General features: G+C 67.9%; 16 protein-coding genes. 14 read left to right on the plus strand and 2 right to left on the minus strand.

Annotated features, from left to right (window positions below; all coding sequences use genetic code 11):
- Positions 1-46 precede the first annotated feature (46 nt).
- From GOHSU_RS00840 to xerD, 13 genes are all read left to right on the plus strand, one after another.
- Positions 47-3229: an AMP-binding protein gene (locus GOHSU_RS00840; RefSeq protein ID WP_005935308.1), complete on the plus strand. Its 3183-nt coding sequence runs from the start codon at positions 47-49 to the stop codon at positions 3227-3229.
- Positions 3226-3450 (plus strand): Trm112 family protein, encoded by a 225-nt coding sequence (locus GOHSU_RS00845; RefSeq protein WP_005935310.1) that lies wholly within the window; start codon positions 3226-3228, stop codon positions 3448-3450. Before GOHSU_RS00840 ends, GOHSU_RS00845 begins: the two co-directional genes overlap by 4 nt.
- Entirely contained in the window at positions 3447-4748 is a 1302-nt protein-coding gene (gene tyrS / locus GOHSU_RS00850; RefSeq protein WP_005935312.1) for a tyrosine--tRNA ligase, read from the plus strand. Before GOHSU_RS00845 ends, tyrS begins: the two co-directional genes overlap by 4 nt.
- Positions 4745-6481 (plus strand): HAD-IIA family hydrolase, encoded by a 1737-nt coding sequence (locus GOHSU_RS00855; protein ID WP_005935314.1) that lies wholly within the window; start codon positions 4745-4747, stop codon positions 6479-6481. Before tyrS ends, GOHSU_RS00855 begins: the two co-directional genes overlap by 4 nt.
- Positions 6478-6726 (plus strand): hypothetical protein, encoded by a 249-nt coding sequence (locus GOHSU_RS00860; protein ID WP_024332674.1) that lies wholly within the window; start codon positions 6478-6480, stop codon positions 6724-6726. The genes GOHSU_RS00855 and GOHSU_RS00860 overlap by 4 nt, the downstream gene beginning before the upstream one ends.
- Positions 6726-7556: a TlyA family RNA methyltransferase gene (locus GOHSU_RS00865; RefSeq protein ID WP_005935318.1), complete on the plus strand. Its 831-nt coding sequence runs from the start codon at positions 6726-6728 to the stop codon at positions 7554-7556. The genes GOHSU_RS00860 and GOHSU_RS00865 overlap by 1 nt, the downstream gene beginning before the upstream one ends.
- A 112-nt stretch (positions 7557-7668) precedes the next feature.
- A complete protein-coding gene (locus tag GOHSU_RS00870; RefSeq protein ID WP_005935320.1) occupies positions 7669-8619 on the plus strand; it encodes an NAD kinase in 951 nt (316 codons plus the stop codon).
- A 3-nt stretch (positions 8620-8622) separates the two neighbouring features.
- Positions 8623-10383, plus strand: coding sequence for a DNA repair protein RecN (gene recN / locus GOHSU_RS00875; protein ID WP_005935322.1), 1761 nt, complete (start codon positions 8623-8625; stop codon positions 10381-10383).
- A gap of 168 nt (positions 10384-10551) precedes the next feature.
- Positions 10552-11736: a putative cytokinetic ring protein SteA gene (steA, locus tag GOHSU_RS00880; RefSeq protein ID WP_024332675.1), complete on the plus strand. Its 1185-nt coding sequence runs from the start codon at positions 10552-10554 to the stop codon at positions 11734-11736.
- Entirely contained in the window at positions 11736-12650 is a 915-nt protein-coding gene (locus GOHSU_RS00885) for a copper transporter (RefSeq protein WP_005935326.1), read from the plus strand. Before steA ends, GOHSU_RS00885 begins: the two co-directional genes overlap by 1 nt.
- A 50-nt stretch (positions 12651-12700) precedes the next feature.
- Positions 12701-14449 (plus strand): CTP synthase, encoded by a 1749-nt coding sequence (pyrG, locus tag GOHSU_RS00890; RefSeq protein WP_005935328.1) that lies wholly within the window; start codon positions 12701-12703, stop codon positions 14447-14449.
- A gap of 30 nt (positions 14450-14479) precedes the next feature.
- The gene (locus GOHSU_RS00895; protein WP_005935330.1) at positions 14480-15148 is read left to right on the plus strand and encodes an NUDIX domain-containing protein; all 669 of its coding nucleotides are present in this window, start codon (positions 14480-14482) and stop codon (positions 15146-15148) included.
- Between the two features lie 8 nt (positions 15149-15156).
- Positions 15157-16083 (plus strand): site-specific tyrosine recombinase XerD, encoded by a 927-nt coding sequence (xerD, locus tag GOHSU_RS00900; RefSeq protein ID WP_005935332.1) that lies wholly within the window; start codon positions 15157-15159, stop codon positions 16081-16083.
- Positions 16084-16090: 7 nt separating this feature from the next.
- On the opposite strand, the gene GOHSU_RS00905 is transcribed toward xerD, so the two are convergent.
- Together GOHSU_RS00905 and GOHSU_RS00910 are read right to left on the minus strand one after the other, a co-directional pair.
- Complete coding sequence (locus tag GOHSU_RS00905) at positions 16091-17521, minus strand: serine/threonine protein kinase (RefSeq protein WP_005935334.1); 1431 nt, start codon at positions 17519-17521, stop codon at positions 16091-16093.
- 234 nt (positions 17522-17755) lie between these two features.
- Complete coding sequence (locus tag GOHSU_RS00910; RefSeq protein ID WP_005935336.1) at positions 17756-19528, minus strand: HNH endonuclease signature motif containing protein; 1773 nt, start codon at positions 19526-19528, stop codon at positions 17756-17758.
- Between the two features lie 592 nt (positions 19529-20120).
- Between GOHSU_RS00910 and GOHSU_RS00915 the strand changes: the two genes are divergently transcribed.
- Positions 20121-21695, plus strand: a complete 1575-nt coding sequence (locus tag GOHSU_RS00915; RefSeq protein ID WP_005935338.1) for a class I adenylate-forming enzyme family protein — start codon at positions 20121-20123, stop codon at positions 21693-21695.
- Positions 21696-21727: the final 32 nt, after the last annotated feature.

Genomic DNA, 21727 nt, shown 5'->3' on the forward strand with positions numbered 1-21727 from the left:
TGCATTACCCCGGCGAGATCGCGGGGCGCGCGAGGAGGTTGTGACGATGGTTGGTGTGCCGAACATTGGCGGGATGGTCGGTCGCGTGGTCGCGACCGCGCAGAACGGGCTGGAAGTGGTCCGTCTCGGTGGATTCGAGACCGGTACCGAACCGGCACCGTTCCGGATCGTCGAGACCGAGAAGATGTATCGGTTGCGACGCTATTTCCCCGAAGATCCCGGTGACGGCTTCTCCCACATCATCCTGATCCCGCCGATGATGGTTTCGGCGAACGTCTACGACGTGACCCGGGACAACGGCGCCGCCTCGATCCTGTACCGGCACGGCATCATTCCGTGGGTCATCGACTTCGGTTCGCCCGATCACGAAGAGGGCGGCATGGAACGCACCCTCACCGACCATGTGATGGCCATCAGCCGCGTGGTGGACCTGGTCCGCGGCGTCGTCGGGCGGGACGTGCATCTGGGCGGCTACTCCCAGGGCGGCATGTTCGCCTATCAGACCGCGGCCTATCGGCGGTCGGCCGGCATCGCCAGCGTGGTGACCTACGGCAGCCCCGTCGATGTGCTGGCCGCGCTGCCGTTGGGTGTGCCGGCCAATCTGGCGGTGCCCGGCGCCGAGCTGCTGGCCGACAAGGTCTTCACCCGGCTGTGGATCCCCAGCTGGCTGGCTCGCACCGGATTCCAGATGGCCGATCCGGTCAAGACCGCGCGCAGTCGCATCTCGTTCCTGCGGAAACTGCACGACCGCGATGCGCTGCTGCCGCGGGAAGATCAGCGCCGGTTCATCGAGCAGGAGGGCTGGGTCGCCTGGTCCGGTCCGGCGATCGCCGAACTGCTCAAACAGTTCGTCGTCCACAACCGGATGGTGTCGGGCGGCTTCGTGATCGATGGCGAGATCGTCTCGCTCACCGAGATCACCAGCCCCGTCCTGGCCTTCGTCGGCGAGACCGACGACATCGGGCAGCCCCTGGCGGTGCGCGGCATCGTCAACGCCTCCCCGGACGCCGACGTCTACGAGACCCTGATCCCGGCCGGGCACTTCGGCCTGGTGGTCGGATCCACGGCCGGCCGGCTGTCCTGGCCGACCACCTCCCAGTGGATCCGGTGGATCGACGGCGAGGGGGAGCGGCCCGAGACCATCTCGCCGATGTCGCCGCCGGAAAAGGGCGGCGGCTCGGGGATCAGCTGGACCAGCCGCCTGACCTACGGTGTCGGGCAGGTCGCCGGGGCCGGCACGGTCCTGACCAAGGAGTTGATCGACGCCGTCGATTCGGTGCAACGCACCACCCGGGCGGTGGCCAGCGAATCGGTCCGCACGGTGCCGCGCCTGTTCCGGCTGGGGCAGATCCAGCCGTCGACGCGCATCTCGCTGGGCAAACTGATGAGCGAGAACAACCGGCGCACCCCGGACGCGGAACTGTTCCTGTTCGAGAACCGCGTGCTCACCCACGATCAGGTGAACACCCGTATCGACAACGTCGTCGCCGGTCTGATCGAATGCGGTGTCCGCCCCGGTGAACACATCGGTGTGATGATGGATCCGCGTCCCTCGGCGCTGGTCGTGGTGGCCGCCCTGTCCCGGCTCGGGGCGGTGGCGGTGATGCTGTCCTCGGCCAGTGACCTGGCCGAGATGGTCACCGAAGCGCAGGTGCGGGTGATCGTCGCCGATCCGGATCATCTGGACATCGCCTCCTCGGTGTGCGGCCGTGTCCTGGTGCTCGGTGGCGGCGATGCGCGTGTCATCGATCGGGCCGACGGCTCGTCGATCGTGGATATGGAACGCATCGATCCGGCGCAGGTGCGGTTGCCGAGCTGGTACCGCCCCGATCCGGGGTTGGCCGGTGACCTGGCATTCATCTTGTATTCGCGGGTGCAGAGCCGTTTGGTCCGCTGGTCGGTCACCAATCACCGGTTCGCCATGTCGGCCTTCGGTGCGGCGGCTGCGGCCGGTCTGTCCGATCACGACACCGTCTACTGTCTGCCGCCGCTGCACCACGCCTCGGGTCTGCTGACCACGCTCGGCGCCACGGTGGCCGGCCGGTCCCGGATCGCCCTGTCGACCGGGGTCGACGTCGACCGTTTCCAGACCGAGGTGCGCCGTTACGGCGTCACCGTGGTCTCCTACACCTGGAGCATGCTGCGCGAGGTGCTGCATTCGCCGTCCTTCGACCCGGCACAGCTGTCGACGGTCCGGCTGTTCATGGGCTCGGGCCTGCCGACCGGACTGTGGGCCGATATCCATCGGGAACTGCCCAGGTCCAAGGTGCTCGAGTTCTTCGCCACCGCCGACGGTTCGGCGATCCTGGCCAACATCGACGGCACCAAGATCGGTGCGATGGGCCGGCCGCTGCCGGAGACCAACAGTGTCGCGCTGGCCGCCTACCGCACCGACCTGGGGCAGTTGGAGATCGACCGGGACAGCGGCTTCGTCCGGGCCGCCGAGACCGGTGAAGTCGGCATGCTGATGGCTCATGCCGGACAGCGTTACGAAGCCGGCGGCCGGGTGCTGCGCGATGTGTTCCGTCCGCACGATCGGTGGGAGGTGTCCGGACTCCTGTTCCGCCGGGACGTCGACGGGGACCTGTGGTTCCTGGGTTCGGAGTCGACGATGATCCGGTCGGCCGACGGGGTGCTGTTCGCCGAGCCCATCCAGCAGGCGCTGGCGCGGATGCCCGGTATCGATCAGGCTGTGGTCTACGGCGTGGGAGAACCGGGGGAACAGGTGGCGGTGGCCGCGCTGACGCTGCGCACGGGGGCATCGTCGCCCACCCCGACGCAGCTGCGAGTGACTCTCGGTGAGCTGGCGGCGACCGACCGTCCGCACCTGATCATGGTGGTCCGGGACATTCCGGTCAGCGAATCGTACCGGCCGATGTACGCCGATCTGGTGCGCCGCGGGATCCCCAAACCCGGACCGAAGATCTGGTACCGCGATGCTCAGGGCCGCTACCGCCGGTACACCAAGTCGATCGTCGACTCGATCGACTGGTCGGCGCCGACACCGCAGCCGGCGGCTCGCCGCCCGCACGGTGACAGTCGCGTGGCCGGCAGCCCGGATGGGCCGACGGCCGGCGGCCCGGATACGACTGGCGCCCAGACGGCCGATGCTCAGACCTCTGGTGCCGACGCGACCGCTGCGCAGCAGGACTCAGCGGAGGCGGCTCCGAGGCGGGCCGCCACCGGGGCGGCGGGTAGCCTGGTGCCCGGCGAAAAGGAGCAGTCATGACCTCACGTGCAGAGCAGCTGGACCCCGTGGTGCGGGCGCGTCTGGTGTGCCCGCAAGACCTCGGCGAACTGATCGATGCGGGAGACGAGCTGTACAACCCGCGGCTGCGGGTGGCCTATGCGATCGATGAACTGGGCATTCCCAACATGCTGATCGCCGACGCCCGCAAGGTCGGCGACGATGAACACCAGTTGCTGGCGGGCGAGAGCAAGGAGAAGTGAGCAGCCCGGTGACCGACATTCTCGAGGAACTGTCCTGGCGTGGCCTGATCGGCCAGTCCACCGACGAGCAGGCGCTGCGGGCAGCGCTGGCGGACGGGCCGTTGACCCTGTACGCGGGCTTCGATCCGACGGCCGCCAGTCTGCACGCCGGACATCTGGTGCCGCTGCTGACGCTGCGCCGCTTCCAGCTGGCCGGACACCGGCCGATCGTGCTGTCCGGTGGTGCCACCGGGCTGATCGGCGACCCGCGCGACGTCGGTGAGCGCACGATGAACTCGGCCGACACCGTGGCCGGCTGGGCCGAGAAGATCGTCGGACAGCTGCGGCGCTTCGTCGATATCGACGAGGAAGCCGACGGGTCGGAGTCGACCGGCGCGATCCTGGTGAACAACCTGGACTGGACCCGTGACCTGACGGCGATCGACTTCCTGCGCGAGATCGGCAAACACTTCTCGGTGAACGTGATGCTGGCGCGCGATACGGTCAAACGCCGGCTGGAATCGGACGGCATCAGCTACACCGAGTTCAGCTATCTGCTGCTGCAGTCGAACGATTACGTGCAGCTCTACCGCCGTTACGGCTGTCTGCTGCAGATCGGCGGCTCGGATCAGTGGGGCAATATCGTCGGCGGCGTGGACCTGGTTCGCAAGGTCGAGGGCGCCACCGCCCACGCGCTGACGGTGCCGCTGGTGACTTCCGCGGACGGCAAGAAGTTCGGCAAATCCACCGGTGGCGGCAGTCTGTGGCTCGACCCGGAGTTGACCTCCCCGTACGCCTGGTACCAGTACTTCGTGAACACGGCCGACGCCGACGTCGTCAAATTCCTCAAATGGTTCACGTTCCTGAGCCGGGAGGAGATCGACGAGCTCGCCCAGTCGGTGGCCGACAAACCCTTCCTGCGCGAGGCGCAGAAGCGGCTGGCCGCCGAGATGACGACGCTGATTCACGGCGCCGAGCAGACGGCCGCGGTGGAACTGGCCAGCCAGGCGCTGTTCGGCCGGGCCGAACTCGACGGGCTCGACGAGGCCACGCTCGCGGCGGCCGTGGGTGAGACGACCGTCGCGCAGTATCCGGCCGGTGCCCGTCCGACGATGGTCGAGCTGCTGGTGGATGCGGGCCTGGAAACCAGTAACAAGGCGGCTCGACGCGCCATCGAATCCGGTGGTGCCTATGTCAACAACGTCAAGGTCGCCGATGCGGACTGGACGCCCGGTGACGACGATCTGCTGCACGGCCGCTGGCTGGTGCTGCGGCGCGGCAAGAAGACCTTCGCCGGTGCCCGGTTCGGTGACGCATGAGCGCAGAGACTGCACCGGAGATCCCGGACGGGGTCACCGCGAGCGACCTGGATCCCGAGGTGCGGCGGGATCTGCAAGGTCTGGACAAGGCCACCGCCGACCGGGTGGCCCGCCACCTGGTGGTGGTCGGTGACGTGCTGGCCGAGGATCCGGAGCTGGCCCTGGCACACGCCCGCGCCGCCCGTGCGCGCGCGGCGCGCGTCGGTGTGGTCCGGGAGACCGCCGGGATCGCCGCCTACTACGCCGGACAGTGGCAGGAAGCGCTGTCGGAGCTGCGGGCGGCCCGCCGCATCTCCGGGGACGGCGATGCGCTGCTGCCGCTGATCGCCGACAGCGAGCGGGGACTGGGCCGGCCCGAGCGTGCGATCGAGGTCGCGCAGAGTCCGCAGGGACAAGCGCTGACCGGCGAGGAAGCCGTCGAACTGGCCATCGTCGAAGCCGGTGCACACCAGGATCTGGGTGACCTGGAAGCGGCCGTGCGGGTGCTCGAAGGGCAGGATCTGCGGGCCGGCCGCACCGGCACCGAGGCTGCGCGGCTGTTCAGCGCCTATGCCGGCGCCCTGCTGCAGGCGGGGCGCCGTCCCGAAGCACTCACCTGGTACCAGAACGCGGCCGCGGCCGATATCGACGATGCCACCGACGCCGAATTCGTCTTGCAGGAGTTGCTCTCGGAGGTGCCGCCGGAACAGGCGGTGACCGAGCCGGTACCCACCGACTCGCAGACCGCCGATGCGGCACCGCTGCCGGTCGTCTACGACGCACTGTTCTTCGATCTGGACGGCACCTTGTATCAGGGGTATACGCCGCTGCCGGGTGCCCGGGAGCTGGTCGCCGAGCATGCGGCGACGTCGTACTACGTGACCAACAACGCCAGCCGGTCGGCCGCCCAGGTGGTCGATCATCTGGCCGAACTCGGTTTTGCCGCCACTCCGCAGCAGGTGATCACCAGCGCCCAGGTCGGTGCGGCGCTGGCTGCCGACCGGTTGCCGCCGGGCAGCAAGATCCTGGTGGTCGGCGCCCCGGCGCTGCGCGAACTGGTCGCCGAGGCGGGTCTGGTGCCGGTCGATTCGGCCGACGATCGCCCCGCCGCAGTGATCCAGGGACACTCGCCCGAGACCGGCTGGGCTCAGCTCTCGGAGGCGGCGCTGGCGATCCGGAACGGAGCGCTGTGGATCGCCACCAACACCGACACCACATTGCCGACCGAGCGGGGTCTGCTGGTGGGTAACGGCTCGATGGTCGCCGCGGTGGCCTCGGCGACCGAGGAGCTTCCGCAGGTCGCCGGAAAGCCGGCGGCACCCATCATGAGAGAAGCGCTGGCGCGCAGTAACTCTCGTCGACCGTTGATGATCGGGGACCGGCTCGACACCGATATCGAGGGCGCCGATGCCGTCGGTATCGACTCCCTGCTGGTACTCACCGGTGTCACCACCGCGCGCGCACTGCTGGCCGCCCCGCCGCACCAACGGCCCACCCATGTGGTCGGCGCGCTGACGGGCCTGGACCGTCCCGCCGAGGTGCTGCGGATCGGTCCGCAGCGCGATTGGCAGATCAGCGTGCACGAGAACCGCGTCACCGCCGAACCCCGCGGGGACGCCGATCCGGCGGCACTGCTGCCGGCACTGGCCAATGCGGTGTGGACGGCCGAGGTCGGCGAGCTGGATCTGCGGATCTCCTCGCCGGCGGCCGCCGCCACCGAACTGCTCGACGACCTGGGACTGGGGTCCCGGTGACCGGCGCTCAGAACCGTCCGGCAGCGCCCTCACCGTCGGCGATGGCCGCTCAGGCCGCCCGCCTCTCCGGTGACTTCGGTGATCCGGCCGACCACCCGGCGACCGGTCAGGTGCGCGAGCTCCTCGATCAGGTGATCGCGATCCGGGAGGCCACCGACGGCGAGTTCGACCTGCCGTCCCTGGCGAAGCGAGCCGAACTGCTGGCGGCGGCACACGACACGCTGGCCGCGGCGCTGGAAGACTGATGGCCGCGCGTGCACGGCTCGATGCCGAACTGGTGCGTCGCGGGCTCGCCCGCTCGCGCGAGCAGGCGCGGGCCCTGATCGATGCGGGCCAGGTCAAGGTCAACGGCACCGTAGCCACCAAGGCAGCGACCAATGTGGCCAAAGACACACCGGTGCTGGTGATCGAGAACGACGGCGACGACTGGGCCTCGCGGGGGGCGTACAAGCTCCTGGGGGCGCTGGCCGCATTCGAACCGCTCGGGGTGAGTGTGGCCGGCAAACGCTGCCTGGATGCGGGAGCCTCGACCGGTGGTTTCACCGATGTCCTGCTGCGCGCCGGTGCTGCCGGGGTGGAGGCCGTCGACGTCGGCTACGGGCAGTTGGTGTGGCGCCTGCAGTCGCACGATCGGGTGCATGTGCACGACCGCACCAACGTCCGGCATCTGACCCCGGAGATGATCGGCGGTCCGGTGGACCTGATCGTCTCGGATCTTTCGTTCATCTCGTTGAAGTTGGTGCTGCCGGCTCTGGCGAGCTGTCTGCGTCCCGGCGGCTATGCGATGCCGATGGTGAAACCGCAGTTCGAAGTGGGCAAGGACCGGGTCGGCGCCGGCGGGGTGGTCCGTGATCGCGCACTGCGCGTCGAAGCGGTCGCCGAGGTCGCCGCGACGGCTGCTGAGCTGGGCCTGGTGACGCTGGCGGTCGAGGCGAGCCCGCTGCCCGGGCCCAGCGGCAACGTCGAGTACTTCCTGCTGCTGCATCGGCCGCAGGACCACCGTGCCGGGACGCTGTCGGAGGCGAACGATACCGTGGAGATGATCACTGCGGCCGTGGCACGCGGGCCGCAGTGAAGAACCACAGTGGTGAACAGCAGTGCTGGACTGCGGGCACGACCCGCAGTGAGTCGCCCCGGTGACCCCACCGAGGCAGCGGCCACCGGCGCCGGAAAGGGAGGAAACGACGATGCAGCCGCGCACCTTCCTCGTCGTCGCACATACCGGACGCGATGTGGTGACCGACACCCTGGAGGCGGTCGGCCGCCGATGTGCCCAGGCCGGTATCACGCTGCGGGTTCTGGAACACGACACCCGGCTGCCGTCGGAGACACAGGAGTACGTCTGGCATCCGCTCGACCCTGATCAGCTGCGGGCCACCGGGGTGGACGTCGAAGTGGTCAGCGCCGGCCCGGAGGCCGCGGTCGGCTGCGAAGTGGTTCTGGTCCTCGGCGGTGACGGCACCTTCCTGCGGGCAGCCGAACTGGCCTACCCGGCCCAGGTTCCGCTGCTCGGGGTGAATCTGGGACACATCGGATTCCTGGCCGAATCCGAAGCCAATGCGATCGAGCAGGTGATGGATTTGCTGATCGCCCAGGAGTACCGCGTCGTCGAACGCATGGTGCTCGATGTGACGGTGCTCGACATCGCCAGCGGTACCCCGTGCGGGCACAGCTGGGCGCTCAACGAGGTCTCGGTGGCCAATCGTTCGCACAACGGTGTGCTGGAGCTGGTGACCGAGGTGGACGGCCGGCCGGTGTCGGCGTTCGGCGCCGATGGTCTGCTGATCTCCACACCGACCGGCTCGACCGCGTACGCCTTCTCGGCCGGCGGTCCGGTGATGTGGCCCGATCTGGAAGCGATCCTGGTGGTGCCCAACAACGCTCATGCGCTGTTCGCCCGCCCCCTGGTCACCAGCCCCCGGTCCAAGATCGCCGTCGAAGTCGATGCTCACGGGCGGCCCGCCGTGGCATTGTGCGACGGCCGCCGGATCCTGGAGGTGCCCGCGGGTGCGCGGCTGGAGGCCAAGCGCGCCGAGAACAAACTGCGTTGGATCCGCATCAACTCCGAGCCGTTCACCGATCGGCTGGTGACCAAATTCGCCCTACCGGTGACCGGCTGGCGCGGGAAGCGAGGCTGATCGGTGCTCGAAGAACTCTCGATCCACGGTCTGGGTGTTCTGGAGTCGGCATCGGCGGAGTTTTCGCCGGGTTTCACCGTGCTGACCGGCGAAACCGGTGCCGGCAAAACGATGATCGTGACCAGTCTGCGGCTGCTGTCCGGGGCACGTGCCGATGCGGGCCGGGTCCGGACCGGGGACGATCGGGCCGTGGTGGAAGGCCGGTTCCGGCTGCCCGCGGCGGACCAGCGTCCGCCGAAACTGGACGAGGTGATCGAGGCGACCGGGGCGCAGCTGGACGATGACGACACCGTCATCGCAGCGCGAACGGTCAGCGCCGATGGCCGCTCACGTGCTCACCTGGGTGGTCGTTCGGTTCCGGCGGCGACCCTGGGCGAGCTCACCGGGGAACTGCTGGCGATCCACGGTCAGAACGATCAGCTTCGGCTCGCCCGGCCCGATCAGCAGCGCGCGGCCCTGGACCGGTTCGCCGGCACCAAGGCAGCCGATCTGCTGGTGCGCTATCGCACGGCGCGCACGGCCTGGGTGAACACCCTCGATGAGCTGGACCGGCGGCGAAACGATTCCCGGGAGCTGGCTCAAGAAGCCGACCGGCTGCGCTTCGGCCTCGAGGAGATCGACGCGGTGGCCCCCGAACCCGGGGAAGACGACGACCTGGTCGCCACCATCCGTCGGCTGACCGATCTGGAGGATCTGCGGACGGCGGCGGCCGGAGCGCACGGTCACCTCGCCGGGGACGGCGGGATGAACGGGAGCGTCATCGAAAGCCTGGGGACGGTGCGGTCCCTGCTGGAGGGGGCCGACGACGCCGCCCTGCGCGAGTTGCTGCCGCGAGTGGCCGAGGCCCTGGTGGTGGTCAACGATCTGAGCGATGAGCTGTCCGGATACCTGGCCGGACTGCCCGGGGATGCCCACGATCTGGACGGGCTGCTGACCCGGCAGGGCGAGCTGAAACTCCTGACCCGCAAATACGCCGCCGATATCGACGGGGTGCTGGCGTGGGCCGCCGAGGCGCGCAGCCGCCTGGCCCGGATCGAGGATCCGGAGGGCTCCGTCGAAGAGCTTGAAGTGCGGGCACAGAGCGAAGGGGAGAAGGTCGCCGGACTGGCGGCGAAACTCCACAAGGTTCGGGTGACCGCGGCGAAGCAGCTGGGCAGCAAGGTCTCGGCCGAACTGGCCGGCCTGGCGATGGGTGGCAGTGAACTGGCGGTGACCGTCGAGCTCAGTCCGGCCGAGGACGACCGGCTGGCGATCACCGTCGACGGGCAGCGGGCTCACGCCGGCGGTGACGGTGCCGATCGGGTGGAGTTCGGGCTGGTCGCTCATCAGGGCGCCCGGCCGTTGCCGATCGCTAAATCGGCCTCCGGTGGTGAACTGTCGCGCGTGATGCTGGCGCTGGAGGTGGTGCTGGCCGAACCGGATGCGGGCGGGGTGATGGTCTTCGACGAGGTGGACGCCGGTGTCGGCGGTGGGGCCGCGGTGCAGATCGGTGCCCGCCTGGCGCGGCTGGCGCGCCGGCACCAGGTGATCGTCGTGACCCACCTGCCGCAGGTGGCCGCCTTCGCCGACAACCATCTGGTGATCGGCAAGACCGGTGGCGGCACTGTGGGCGCGCAGACCTCGACCCTGACCACCCTCGACCGTGCCGAGCGGGTGGCCGAGTTGGCGCGCATGCTGGCCGGACTCGGCGACAGCGATACCGGCCGCGCGCACGCCGAAGAACTGCTGGAGACCGCCGAGGCCGCACGCGCCGCCGCCGACTGAACCCAGCCGACTACAGTCCAGCCGACTGAACCGGAGACTGTGACGGTCGTGACTGCCGTGATGTGAGGGGATTGCGTTGTTTGTGTTCTCTCTGTGGCAAAAGTTGCGGTTGTTACGGCGCGCCTCCGTGTGATCTTGCTCGCGGCGGCCCACTATCGGGCCATGAGGATGCCAGCTCTGCTCAGCCGCCGCACCGACGATCTGCCCGGGACCACCGGAATCGCGCGGATCGACAAGAAGACCAAACGTCTGCTCGATCGGGTCAGTGCCGGCGATGTGGTGATCCTCGACGAGGCGGATCTGGACCGGCTCACCGCCGATGTCCTGGTGCAGGCCGAGGTGGTCGCGGTGGTCAACGCCGCCCCGTCGATCACCGGCCGCTATCCGAACCTGGGACCGGAGGTGCTCGCCGCCAGCGGTATCCCGCTGCTCGATGCGGTGGGCCCGGAGGTCTTCGCCCGGGTCAAGGAGGGCGCCAAGGTGCGCCTGCACGACAACCGCCTGTACATCGGAGACCGGGTCGTGGCCCGCGGCACCGAGCTCGACGAACGCGCCGTCGCCGACCGGATGCTCGAGGCGAAGACCGGGCTGGTGGATCACCTCGAGGCCTTCTCCGGCAACTCGATCGAGTTCATCCGCAGCGAATCCCCGCTGCTGATCGACGGTGTCGGCGTTCCCGAACTGACCGTGAACCTGGAGGGCCGCCACGTGGTGGTGGTCGGAGACGGTTCGGACCGGGTCGCCGACCTCAAGGCGCTCAAACCGTTCATCAAGGAGTACCGGCCGGTCATGATCGGCGTCGGGATCGGCGCCGACACCCTGCGCAAGGCCGGCTACCGGCCGGCGGTGATCGTGGGCGATCCCGACGAGATCGCCACCGACACCCTCAAGTGCGGTGCCGAGGTGGTGCTGCCGGCCGATCCGGACGGCCATGCCGCCGGTCTGGAACGCATCCAGGACCTGGGGATCGGGGCCACCACGTTCCCGGCCGTCGGCTGCGCCGGCGATCTGGCGCTGCTGCTCGCCGATTTCCACGGTGCCGATCTGATCGTCACCGTCGGGCTGGGCGGGGACATGAACGACTTCTTCGACCGCAGCCGCCGCGACCAGATTCCGTCGACCTTCCTGACCCGGCTCAAGGTGGGGCAGAAGCTCGTCGACGCGAAGGCCGTATCGACGCTGTATCGCAGCCGGGTCGGCGGCGCGGTGATCGCTGCGCTGCTGCTGGCTGCCCTGCTGGTGCTGATCGTCGCCCTGGTTCTCACCTCCGGTGACAGCGGGATGGCCGACTGGTTCAGCGGCCAGTGGGAGACGGTCACCGGCTGGTTCAGCGGACTGGGGACCACCGGCTGATGATCTCCCTGCGTCAGCACGCCATCTCGCTGATCGCCGTCTTCCTGGCCCTGGCGCTGGGTCTGTTCCTGGGGGCCGGTTTCATCGGCGATGGACTCAACCGGTTGACCGGGGCCGACCGTGACCGGTTGGGCACGGTCACCGACGAACGCGATGCGCTGGCCCGGCAGGTCAACACCGACTCCGGCTTCATCGAGGGGGTCACCGGGCGGCTGGTCTCGGGCCGACTCGACCGCACCTCGGTCCTGGTGGTGACCGCACCTACTGCGGCGGAGTCGGATGTGGAAGCGGTCAAGGGGCTGCTCAACGACGCCGGAGCCGACTTCTCCGGGCAACTGGATCTCACGACGGCGCTCGTGCGCGATGAGAATTCCACCAAACTGGCCTCGATCGTGGCTCAATCGGTGCCCGACGGGCAGCAACTGCGGGCCGACTTCACCGATTCGGGATCGCGACTGGGCGACCTGCTGGGTGCGACCCTGCTGGTGCGGGAGAACGCCGGGCCGGTGGCTGCGGCCCAGCGCGACACCGTACTGCAGACGCTGCGCGCGGGTGGCTTCCTCAACTACGCCGACGGAGCGATCAAGCCTGCCGACCTGGTCGTGGTGATGACCGGCGGCGCGATGCCCTCCGATGCGGGCGCCCAGGGACAGTTGATCGGTCGTCTGGCCGCCGCGATGGCTCAGCGCGGCCGGGGCGGTGTGCTGGCCGGCCGCGAGGGCAGCGCCGAGGGCGGCGCGCCCATCGCCGTGGTGCGTGCTGATCCGGCACTGGGGCGGTCGCTGTCGACCGTCGACGACGTCGGTGAGCAGGCCGGTCGTCTCACGGTGGTGCTCGCCGCGGCTGCCGAGAAGGACGGCCGGTCCGGTGCCTACGGCAGCGGTCCCGGAGCGTCGTCGATCACGGTGCCCTAGATGCGCTAGGCTGGAGTCCCGTAGGTATCAAGCCGACGGGAGCAATAGTTTTGCGATCACTGCGCCATGGGGAACCGGACACCAAGCATATTTTCGTCACAGGCGGTGTCGCGTCGTCCCTGGGCAAAGGCTTGACCGCCTCGAGCCTCGGGCAACTGCTCACTGCACGCGGTCTGCGCGTCACCATGCAGAAGGTCGACCCCTATCTGAACGTCGACCCGGGCACGATGAATCCGTTCCAGCACGGTGAGGTCTTCGTCACCGAGGACGGCGCCGAAACCGATCTGGACATCGGCCACTACGAGCGGTTCCTGGACCGTGATCTGGGCGCCTCGGCGAACGTCACGACCGGGCAGGTGTACTCGACGGTCATCGCCAAGGAACGTCGCGGCGAGTACCTCGGTGACACGGTGCAGGTGATCCCGCACATCACCGACGAACTCAAGAACCGCATGATGGCGATGCACGATCCCGACGCCGACGGCCTCTCGCCGGATGTGGTGATCACCGAGATCGGCGGCACCGTCGGCGATATCGAATCGCAACCGTTCCTCGAGGCCGCCCGGCAGATCCGGCACGACCTGGGCCGCGACAACGTGTTCTTCCTGCATGTCTCGCTGGTGCCCTACCTGGCGCCCTCGGGCGAGCTCAAGACCAAGCCGACCCAGCATTCGGTGGCGGCACTGCGCAGTATCGGTATTCAGCCGGACGCACTGATCCTGCGGTGTGACCGCCCGGTGCCCGATGCGCTGAAGAACAAGATCGCGCTGATGTGTGACGTCGACGTCGACGGCTGCATCTCGACTCCGGACGCGCCGTCGATCTACGACATCCCCAAGGTGCTGCACCGCGAACAGCTCGACGCCTACGTCGTGCGCCAGCTCGGACTGCCGTTCCGGGACGTGGACTGGACCGTCTGGGGTGATCTGCTCGACCGCGTGCATTCGCCCCGCGAGACCGTCACCGTGGCGATCGTCGGCAAGTACATCGATCTGCCCGACGCCTACCTGTCGGTGACCGAGGCGATCCGTGCTGGCGGATTCGCGCACTATGCGCGCACCGAGATCGTCTGGGTTCCGTCCGACGACTGCGCCACGCCCGAGGGCGCCGACGCAGCGTTGCGGAACGTCGACGCCATCATGATCCCCGGTGGTTTCGGGATCCGCGGCATCGAAGGCAAGCTCGGTGCGATCAGCTACGCCCGCGAACGCGGGATTCCGCTGCTCGGGCTGTGCCTGGGGCTGCAGTGCGTGGTGATCGAGGCCGCCCGTTCGGTGGGCCTGGCCGAGGCCAGCTCGAGTGAATTCGATCCGGACACCCCGCATCCGGTCATCGCCACGATGGCCGACCAGCAGGCGGCGGTGGCCGGTGACGCCGACCTGGGCGGCAGCATGCGGCTGGGTTCGTATCCGGCCACGCTGACCGCGGGCAGCCAGGTCGCCCGTGCCTACGGCACCACCGAGGTGACCGAACGGCACCGGCACCGCTATGAGGTGAACAACTCCTACCGCGACAAGATCGCCGAATCGGGTCTGGTGTTCTCCGGAACCTCTCCGGACGGAACGCTGGTCGAGTTCGTCGAATACCCGCGGGACGTGCATCCGTTCCTGGTGGCGACACAGGCGCATCCGGAGCTCAAGAGTCGTCCCACACGACCGCACCCGCTGTTCGCGGCCTTCATCGAGGCTGCCGTGCGATACAAGGCGGCAGAACGGCTTCCGGTCGAACTCGACGGCTACGACCCGACCGACATCACCCGAGACGAGGCGGCGCCGGTCGCCGAATCGGCGGCAGAGTAGCAGCGGCGACCGCAGGATCGAGCACACGTCGTGAGCCGCCGACACGAGTTCGCCGTCACCGATTCGGAGACGGTGTACTCCGGTGCCATCCTGGCGCTACGTAAAGATCAGGTGCTGATGCCCGACGGGCGGACCGCGACGCGCGAGGTGGTCGCCAAACACGGGGCGGTGGTGATCGCCGCTCGCGATGCCGACGGCCGGATCGCCTTGGTCCTGCAGTACCGGCATCCGGTCGGGCGGCGGCTGCTCGAACTGCCGGCCGGGCTGCTCGACGGCGGCCCGGACGAGTCGCCGCTGCAGGCCGCGCAACGTGAGCTGGCAGAAGAAGCCGGGCTGGCGGCCCGGCGCTGGAGCACGCTGGTGGATCTGGTGTCCTCGGCCGGCTTCTGCGATGAGGCCACCCGCGTTTTCTTGGCCGAAGATCTGTGGCCGGTCGACACCGGTGTCCAGGTGCACGAGGAAGCCGATATGACGGTGCACTGGATGACACTGGACGAGGCGGTCGCGGCGACGTTGAGCGGTCAGATCGTGAACGCCTCGGCAGTCGCTGGAATCCTTGCGCTGGCAGCCGCCGAACGCACGGGTGCGCAGTTGCGGCCGACGGATGCCCCGTGGACCGATCGGCCGTCATCGTTCGGCGCCCGGTCGGCGCCGGAGCAGGATGCGCCGAGCGCGGCAGAACCCCCGGAACAGGATTAGGTGCGACGGTGACGGGGTCGGCGATCGATGAGGTGGTGCAGCGCTACCTGGACCACTTGACCGTGGAGAAGGGTGCTGCGGTCAACACCGTCTCGTCGTATCGGCGCGATCTGGTCCGCTACAGCCGGTTTCTGGCGCAGGCGGGCCGATCGACGCTGACCGCGGTCACCGAGTCCGATGTGCGCGAATTCCTGGTCGCCCTGCGACGAGGAGACCGGGACGGTGGCGTCGCGCCGCTGGCTGACTCGTCGGTGGCACGAACACTGGTGGCGGCGCGAGGTTTCCACAAGTTCGCCGCCGCCGAGGGGATCGTGCCCGAAGACGTCGCACACACGGTGCGGCCCCCGAAACCGGCGCGACGACTACCCAAAGCCCTGGCGATCGACGAGGTGGAGGCCATCCTGGAGGCGGCCGGAGCCCCCGACCATCCCCGCGCATTGCGTGACCGCGCCATGCTGGAGTTGCTCTACAGTTGCGGGGCCCGGATCTCCGAGGTCACCGCACTGGATGTCGACGATATCGACACCGAGCACCGAGCCGTGATCTTGCGCGGCAAGGGTGGCAAAGAGCGGGTGGTGCCGGTCGGGCGCCCGGCGATCGCCGCACTGGAGGCATACCTGGTGCGGGGCAGGCCGACGCTGGCCAAGAGGGCGAACCCGGCCCTGTTTCTCAATGTGCGCGGTGGCCGATTGTCCCGGCAGAGTGCCTGGCAGGTGCTGGCCGAGGCCGCCGAGCGTGCCGGGGTGAACAAAGACGTGTCCCCGCACACGCTGCGACACAGCTTCGCCACGCATCTGCTCGACGGTGGTGCCGATGTGCGCGTGGTTCAGGAGTTGCTCGGACACTCGTCGGTGACCACGACGCAGGTCTACACCTTGGTCACGGTCAACACCATGCGGGAGGTCTACGCGACCGCGCATCCGCGTGCGCGATAACCGCGCCTCATTGCCTCCACGTGTAGCCCTCGCCGGACGGCAAGAGCTGGCAGGTGACCAGCGCGTCGGTGTTCTGCACTCGCGCCCGAGCCCCCGGCTCGAAGCAGGGTTCGTTCCACTGAACGGTGGGATTTGATTGGTGGGTGAGGTCTCGCCATGTCCCGGTCATTCCGCTGCAATGGAGCGTTGCGTCAGGGGATTGGCCGTCAGTGCTCGGATCGCATGGCATGCCTTCGACCGGTCCGGGGACGATCTGTTCCTGGGTCATCGTCACTTCCGTCGTGGTCTCGGCGGCCGTGGTCGGGGTGGATGGGGTCAGGGAACTCGTGCTGGTTGTCGTGGGCGTCGTCGTTGACACTGGCGGTGGGGTGGCGCTCTCGGAGCCGCCGCGGGTCAGGAGGAATCCTGCGGCGATTGCGGCCAGTGCGATCACCGCCAGCGAGGTCCAGAGGGCTGCCATCGCACCGCGCGAGCTGCCCGGCGGGGTGCCGCCCGAACGGTCCGTGGCCACGGCCTTCCCGACCATGGTGGGCGCGTACGCGGTGCGCTTGGGTATTCGCGCCGGAATCGCCGACATCGTCTGGGCGCAGGTCGGATCGGCTATCTCGCTCCCGGTGGCCTCCGCCAGTGCGGCAACGAAGTGGCCGCACGATTGGTACCGGTCGTCGGGGTTCTTCGCCAGGACCATCGCGAATACCGGGTTCAGCGCCTCCGGAAGCTCGGGTGCGACATCGCTGATTGACGGTGCGTCCTGGTTCAGATGCGCGGAGATGAGTGAGGTCATCGTCTTCCCGGCGAACGGAGGCTGTCCGGTCAGCAGGTGAAAGGCTGTGCAGCCGAGCGAATAGACGTCGGATCGGTTGTCGACGTCGTGGCCTTCGATGGCCTCCGGACTCACGTACTGGAGAGTTCCAACGGTCATACCCGTCGAAGTCAGTGTCGTTGACTCGCCTGCGGCCTTGGCGATCCCGAAGTCGGCGAGTTTGACGGCTTCGATCTGGCCGTCGTCAATGGCGAGCAGGATGTTCGCGGGTTTCACATCGCGATGGGTGATCTGCTGTTTCCGCCAGGCGTAATCGAGAGCCGAGCCGGCGCAGCTGATCAGCTTCTGCGTCAGATCGATCGGCAGCCGGCCACGCGTAGTCAGTAACTCGTCGGCATCGGTACCGGCGATGTACTCCATCGTGATCCACAGCCGACCGTCGTACTCGCCACGGTCGTACAGGGTGACGATGTTCGGATGGGAGAGCAGTGCGAGGAGGTCGGCCTCGCGCTGGAAGCGAGCCTTGAACTCGTTGTTCCGAGAGACCCCGGCATCGATCAGCTTCAGTGCGTCCTGGCGGGGCAGCCGAGGATGCTGCACGAGAAAGACCTGGCCCATTCCGCCGGCGCCCAGTTGTCGCAGCACTCGGTAGCCGGAGATTTCGGTGATGTCCACACAGAGAGTGTGGCAGTCGGGGCCGACAATGCCGGGCGCGGCTACTCGTGGGGTGGTTCTGCGGCCACAAGTCACTGTCGCTGAGGCGGGAATGATCGATGCTGCCACCGCTGCCCATCAGCACGCGCATCAATGGTGCTTCATCGCCGATTCGGTGAACTTTCCGGTCCGGATCGAACCCGTCGTCGACTCGCACTAGCTTTGAGCCGGTACGTCCCTGACTCCGGACCGGAGTCAGGCGGCGACGCCGGTGTCGGCGGAGCAGCCCGGTGGGCCGGGGCCGTGTGATGGGGGACCGGCGGCCCCGTTCCCTGTGTCGTCTTGGAGGAAGGCCAGGCCCATCCGGGCTTCGAGTTGTTTCTCGGTGCCGGAACGAGTGTCGGGAGGGGCATGAGTGCGCTGGTCGGCATCGAACTCAGGGTGATGCAGGGGGTTGAGCTGCCAGGGGGCGGTGCTCCCGGCAGGTCGCCAGACCATGCGGCCGGCATTCGGACCGGCGTTGAGCAGGTCGGTCTCCCACTGCCCGGGATTCGGCCCGACCCAGCGGTTATGGCCGCCGCAGGTGGCGCCGATGGCATCGATGTCGGTGCGCCCACCCTTCGCCCAGTCGGGACTGTGATGCGCTTCGGTCCGGCTGAACGGAACATCGCAGCCCGGGGCGGTGCAGCCGCCGTCGCGAGCCAGCAGCATCAGGCGTTGGGCCTTATTGGCGAAACGATGCTTCTTTCCCTTCCCCAGGTACAGCGCTTGGCGCGTGTGGTGGCGAAACACCGCAAGGTAAGGCGTGGCCTGGGCTGCCAGTTCGATCAGGTCGGCCACCGGAATCAGGGTTCCGGTGGCGGTCAGCCCCATACCGGCCTTCTCGGCGAGTTCTTTGTCGGTGATCGATATGACGATCTCGGCCGGGATACGGTCGGGCCGGCCCAGGCCGCGGTTAGCGATGATGAAATCGAGCATCGCCTCGAAGGCGTCATGGTTGCGTTGTCCAGGGCTGCGGTCATCACGCTGCCGGGCATTGTCGAGCCGGTCCTCATCGACGTCGGGCCCGTCTGAGGTTCGCGATCCGTCCGGCGCATCTGCTGGATGAGGTGAGTCGGGATCGTCGGGATTGTTCATGCCGGGGGCGGCCCAGTGTTGGAGGATCAGTTCCAGTTTCGCCCGGGCCCGAGGTGTCAGGTCACCGCGTAGCCGACTCATCAACTGCTCGTTCTGACCGAACAGGTGCAGGTCTCGTTGCCGCTGGCGGTCCCGGGGTTCGGTGTAGGCCCCGTCGGGGTCGATCAGTGCCAGCAGCCGGGCGCCCGCCTTGGCCAGGTGCGCCGGCGACAGGTTGCGCGCATGGGCGGCCAGATCAGCTTCGATCTGGCCGCGATCTTTGGGGGAGACCGCGTCGGGAACCTTCTTCATGATCGCGGCGATGACAGCGGTGTGTGCGGCACTGACCTCGCCGTCGCTCACTCCGGCCGCGGTGGCAGCCAACCGTGGATCCAGCGGTTGCCCCGACAGGCTGGTTCGGCCGATCAGTTGCTTGGCTAACGCGATCCGGCGCTTGCTTTCGTGCGGGCCGAGGCGATGACCTGAGGACATGTAGGTGTGCATGTTCAGGTAGCCGGCCTGCCGGTGAATCGACCGTTCCTCGGCCTCGTGATGCAGCGCTGCCGACAGCCGATCCATCCGGCGTCGAATCCGTTCGGAGACTTCGACAGAGCGGGCCACTGCTGCAGCGGGTGCGGGAGCCAGTGGAGTATGGCCGAGTTTGGCGGCGGCGGCATCCATCAGCTGCCACAACGCCAACGGTGACTCGGGTAGTTCGATACCGTGCGCGGCCAGGAGTTGCTCTTCGGTCAGTGGCGCCGCGCCTGGTTCGCCGACGGGGATGAACTCCCCGGGCTCTGACGACTCTGTGGACTTCGACCAGGGCTCCTGGTTACTCAGATCGACCGCACCTCGTCCCGGATCGACAGGCCAGACTCGCCCGACGGTCGGCAACTCCCGTTCTTCACTCACGTGCTTCACCTCCTTTGCGCCGATTCGATTCCTTCAGTGTTCTCGTCACTGACGATATCGTGACCCTCCGACAATTCCTCTCCTGGAAAGATCGGTATATCGTCACCGTCCGGCCGGAAATTCATCACCCTCAGAATAGCGGCACCCTCTGACAGAACCGGCCGTCGTCCGCACGCTTCGAGTATGCGGAATCGGCATCGTTGAAAGCCCGACGGCAACCGGCTGTGACAAGGTGCGCATCAACGCTGACTGTCAGGTCGAGGGTTAGAACAGGCTGCAACGATATCGCCTTGCCGGAATGCATGGTCGACCGTCGACGCGGTGTAATCATTCAGCGCGATTGCGGCCGCGCCTGCGGTGCCGAAGTCGCACTGGCGGCGGAATCGAAGGATCGCAGCAAGGCCGACGGCGCGTGCATGGAATCAGAATCTCGCGGACAGAGACCAATGACAGTGCTGAAGGCCCGTGAATGGCGCGGAGATCGGGTTCTCGAACACGCGATACTTCCATCTGCACGAAAGTTCAGCGGGAACGGGAGAGCAGGGGCAGGATGGGGGCGATTCCGCCACCCGTACGTCGACTGGAGCCAGCCGTGTCATCGTCCGATCTTGTTCTCTCCGCTCCCCAGGGCAGCCTCTACCGGACGCTGGTCGAACGCGTGGAGATCAGTGGAGAGGCGGTCTACCTGATCGACGGTGACCGCAGCGTGACGTACTCCGACCTGCTCGCACGGGTCGACCGGGTCGCAGCAGGGTTGACCCAGCGCGGGATCGGTCCGGGCGACCGGGTCGCGATCGCACTGCATAACCGCACCGAATGGATCGAAGCATTTCTGGCGACAGCCCGGATCGGCGCGATTCTGGTGACCCTGAATGTGCGATATCGCGAGACGGAACTGCTGTTCATGCTGGCCGACTCCGGATCGTCGATGCTGATCAGTGAAGCGCGCATGGGCGACTTCGACTTCGTCGCGCTGCACGAATCGATTCGCGACCAGTTGCCGGATCTGACGTCTCTGGTCTACGTCGACCCGCCGACCGGCACCGAACTGGACTCGTTCGAAGACCTGGCCGCGGCAGACCCCGGGCAGAGCGCCGCGACCGCAGGAGAACTCGATCCGGGCTCGCCCGCCCTGATCCTCTACACCTCGGGCACCACCGGAACCCCCAAAGGTGCTGTGCTCACACACCGCAGCCTCCTCGCATCGGCGGCCGGACAGGTCGAACGCACCCAGGTCGGTCCGGAAGACAAGGCCATCGCCGCACTGCCGTTCAACCATGTCGGCGGCGTCACCTGCACCCTGCTGGCGATGCTGCTCGGCGGCGGCCAGGTGCTGCTGATGCCGGCCTTTTCGCCGGCGCAGGCGGCCGAGCTGCTGCGGCACCACGGTGTCACCGTGCTCACCGGTGTACCGATGATGATGCGACTGATGCTGGCCGAACTCGCGCCCGGCGAGAAGCTCGGTGTGCGCCTGGCCATTGCCGGTGGCTCCAACGTCGAGCCGGCACTGTTCCGTGCGATCCTCGAAGCTGCACCGCAGGCCCGCCTGATGAATCTGTACGGGCTGTCGGAGAGCTCGGGTGCGGCGGTGATGTCGGGTTGGAACGACGACGAGGAGACCCTCCTGACCACCCTGGGTACGGCGCTCGAGGGTGTCGAGGCGCGCGTGGTGGACCCCGATGGGAACGTCGTCGACGCCGGAGTGGACGGGGAGCTGCAGCTGCGCGGAGATCTGATCGCCGACGGCTACTGGGATCGGCCCGAGGCGACCGCGCAGACTTTCGTCGACGGCTGGCTGGCCACCGGGGACATGGTCGTCAGGTCACCGGACGGCCACCTGACCCTGCGCGGCCGCAGCAAGGAGATGTACATCCAGGGCGGCTACAACGTGTATCCGGCCGAAGTCGAGAACGTCCTGGTGGAGCATCCGACGGTCGCCGCGGCCGCCGGTGTGGGCAAGCCCGATCCGGTGCGCGGCGAGGTCGGCTACTACTTCGTCATCTCGGCTCCGGGAACGACCGCCGAGCCGGACGAACTGATCGACTACTGCCGCCAGCGATTGGCGAACTACAAGGTGCCCGTCTTCCTCGAGATCGTCGACGAGCTGCCGACCACGCCGGCCGGCAAGATCCGCAAAGCCGATTTGCAGGAGCGCGTGCGGGACTGAGGTGGTGCGCCTGATCGGGGCCCGGCGATCAC

Origin of the sequence: Gordonia hirsuta DSM 44140 = NBRC 16056, from assembly GCF_000333015.1 — a bacterium.
Taxonomy (GTDB): domain Bacteria; phylum Actinomycetota; class Actinomycetes; order Mycobacteriales; family Mycobacteriaceae; genus Gordonia; species Gordonia hirsuta.

Bases quoted from the DNA above. Each gene is read 5' to 3' on its own strand.
- GOHSU_RS00865 (WP_005935318.1), top strand. From the start codon at position 6,726: ATGGCCGCGCGTGCACGGCTCGATGCCGAACTGGTGCGTCGCGGGCTC.
- GOHSU_RS00885 (WP_005935326.1), top strand. From the start codon at position 11,736: ATGATCTCCCTGCGTCAGCACGCCATCTCGCTGATCGCCGTCTTCCTG.
- steA (WP_024332675.1), top strand. From the start codon at position 10,552: ATGCCAGCTCTGCTCAGCCGCCGCACCGACGATCTGCCCGGGACCACC.
- GOHSU_RS00840 (WP_005935308.1), top strand. From the start codon at position 47: ATGGTTGGTGTGCCGAACATTGGCGGGATGGTCGGTCGCGTGGTCGCG.
- GOHSU_RS00855 (WP_005935314.1), top strand. From the start codon at position 4,745: ATGAGCGCAGAGACTGCACCGGAGATCCCGGACGGGGTCACCGCGAGC.
- GOHSU_RS00870 (WP_005935320.1), top strand. From the start codon at position 7,669: ATGCAGCCGCGCACCTTCCTCGTCGTCGCACATACCGGACGCGATGTG.
- GOHSU_RS00845 (WP_005935310.1), top strand. From the start codon at position 3,226: ATGACCTCACGTGCAGAGCAGCTGGACCCCGTGGTGCGGGCGCGTCTG.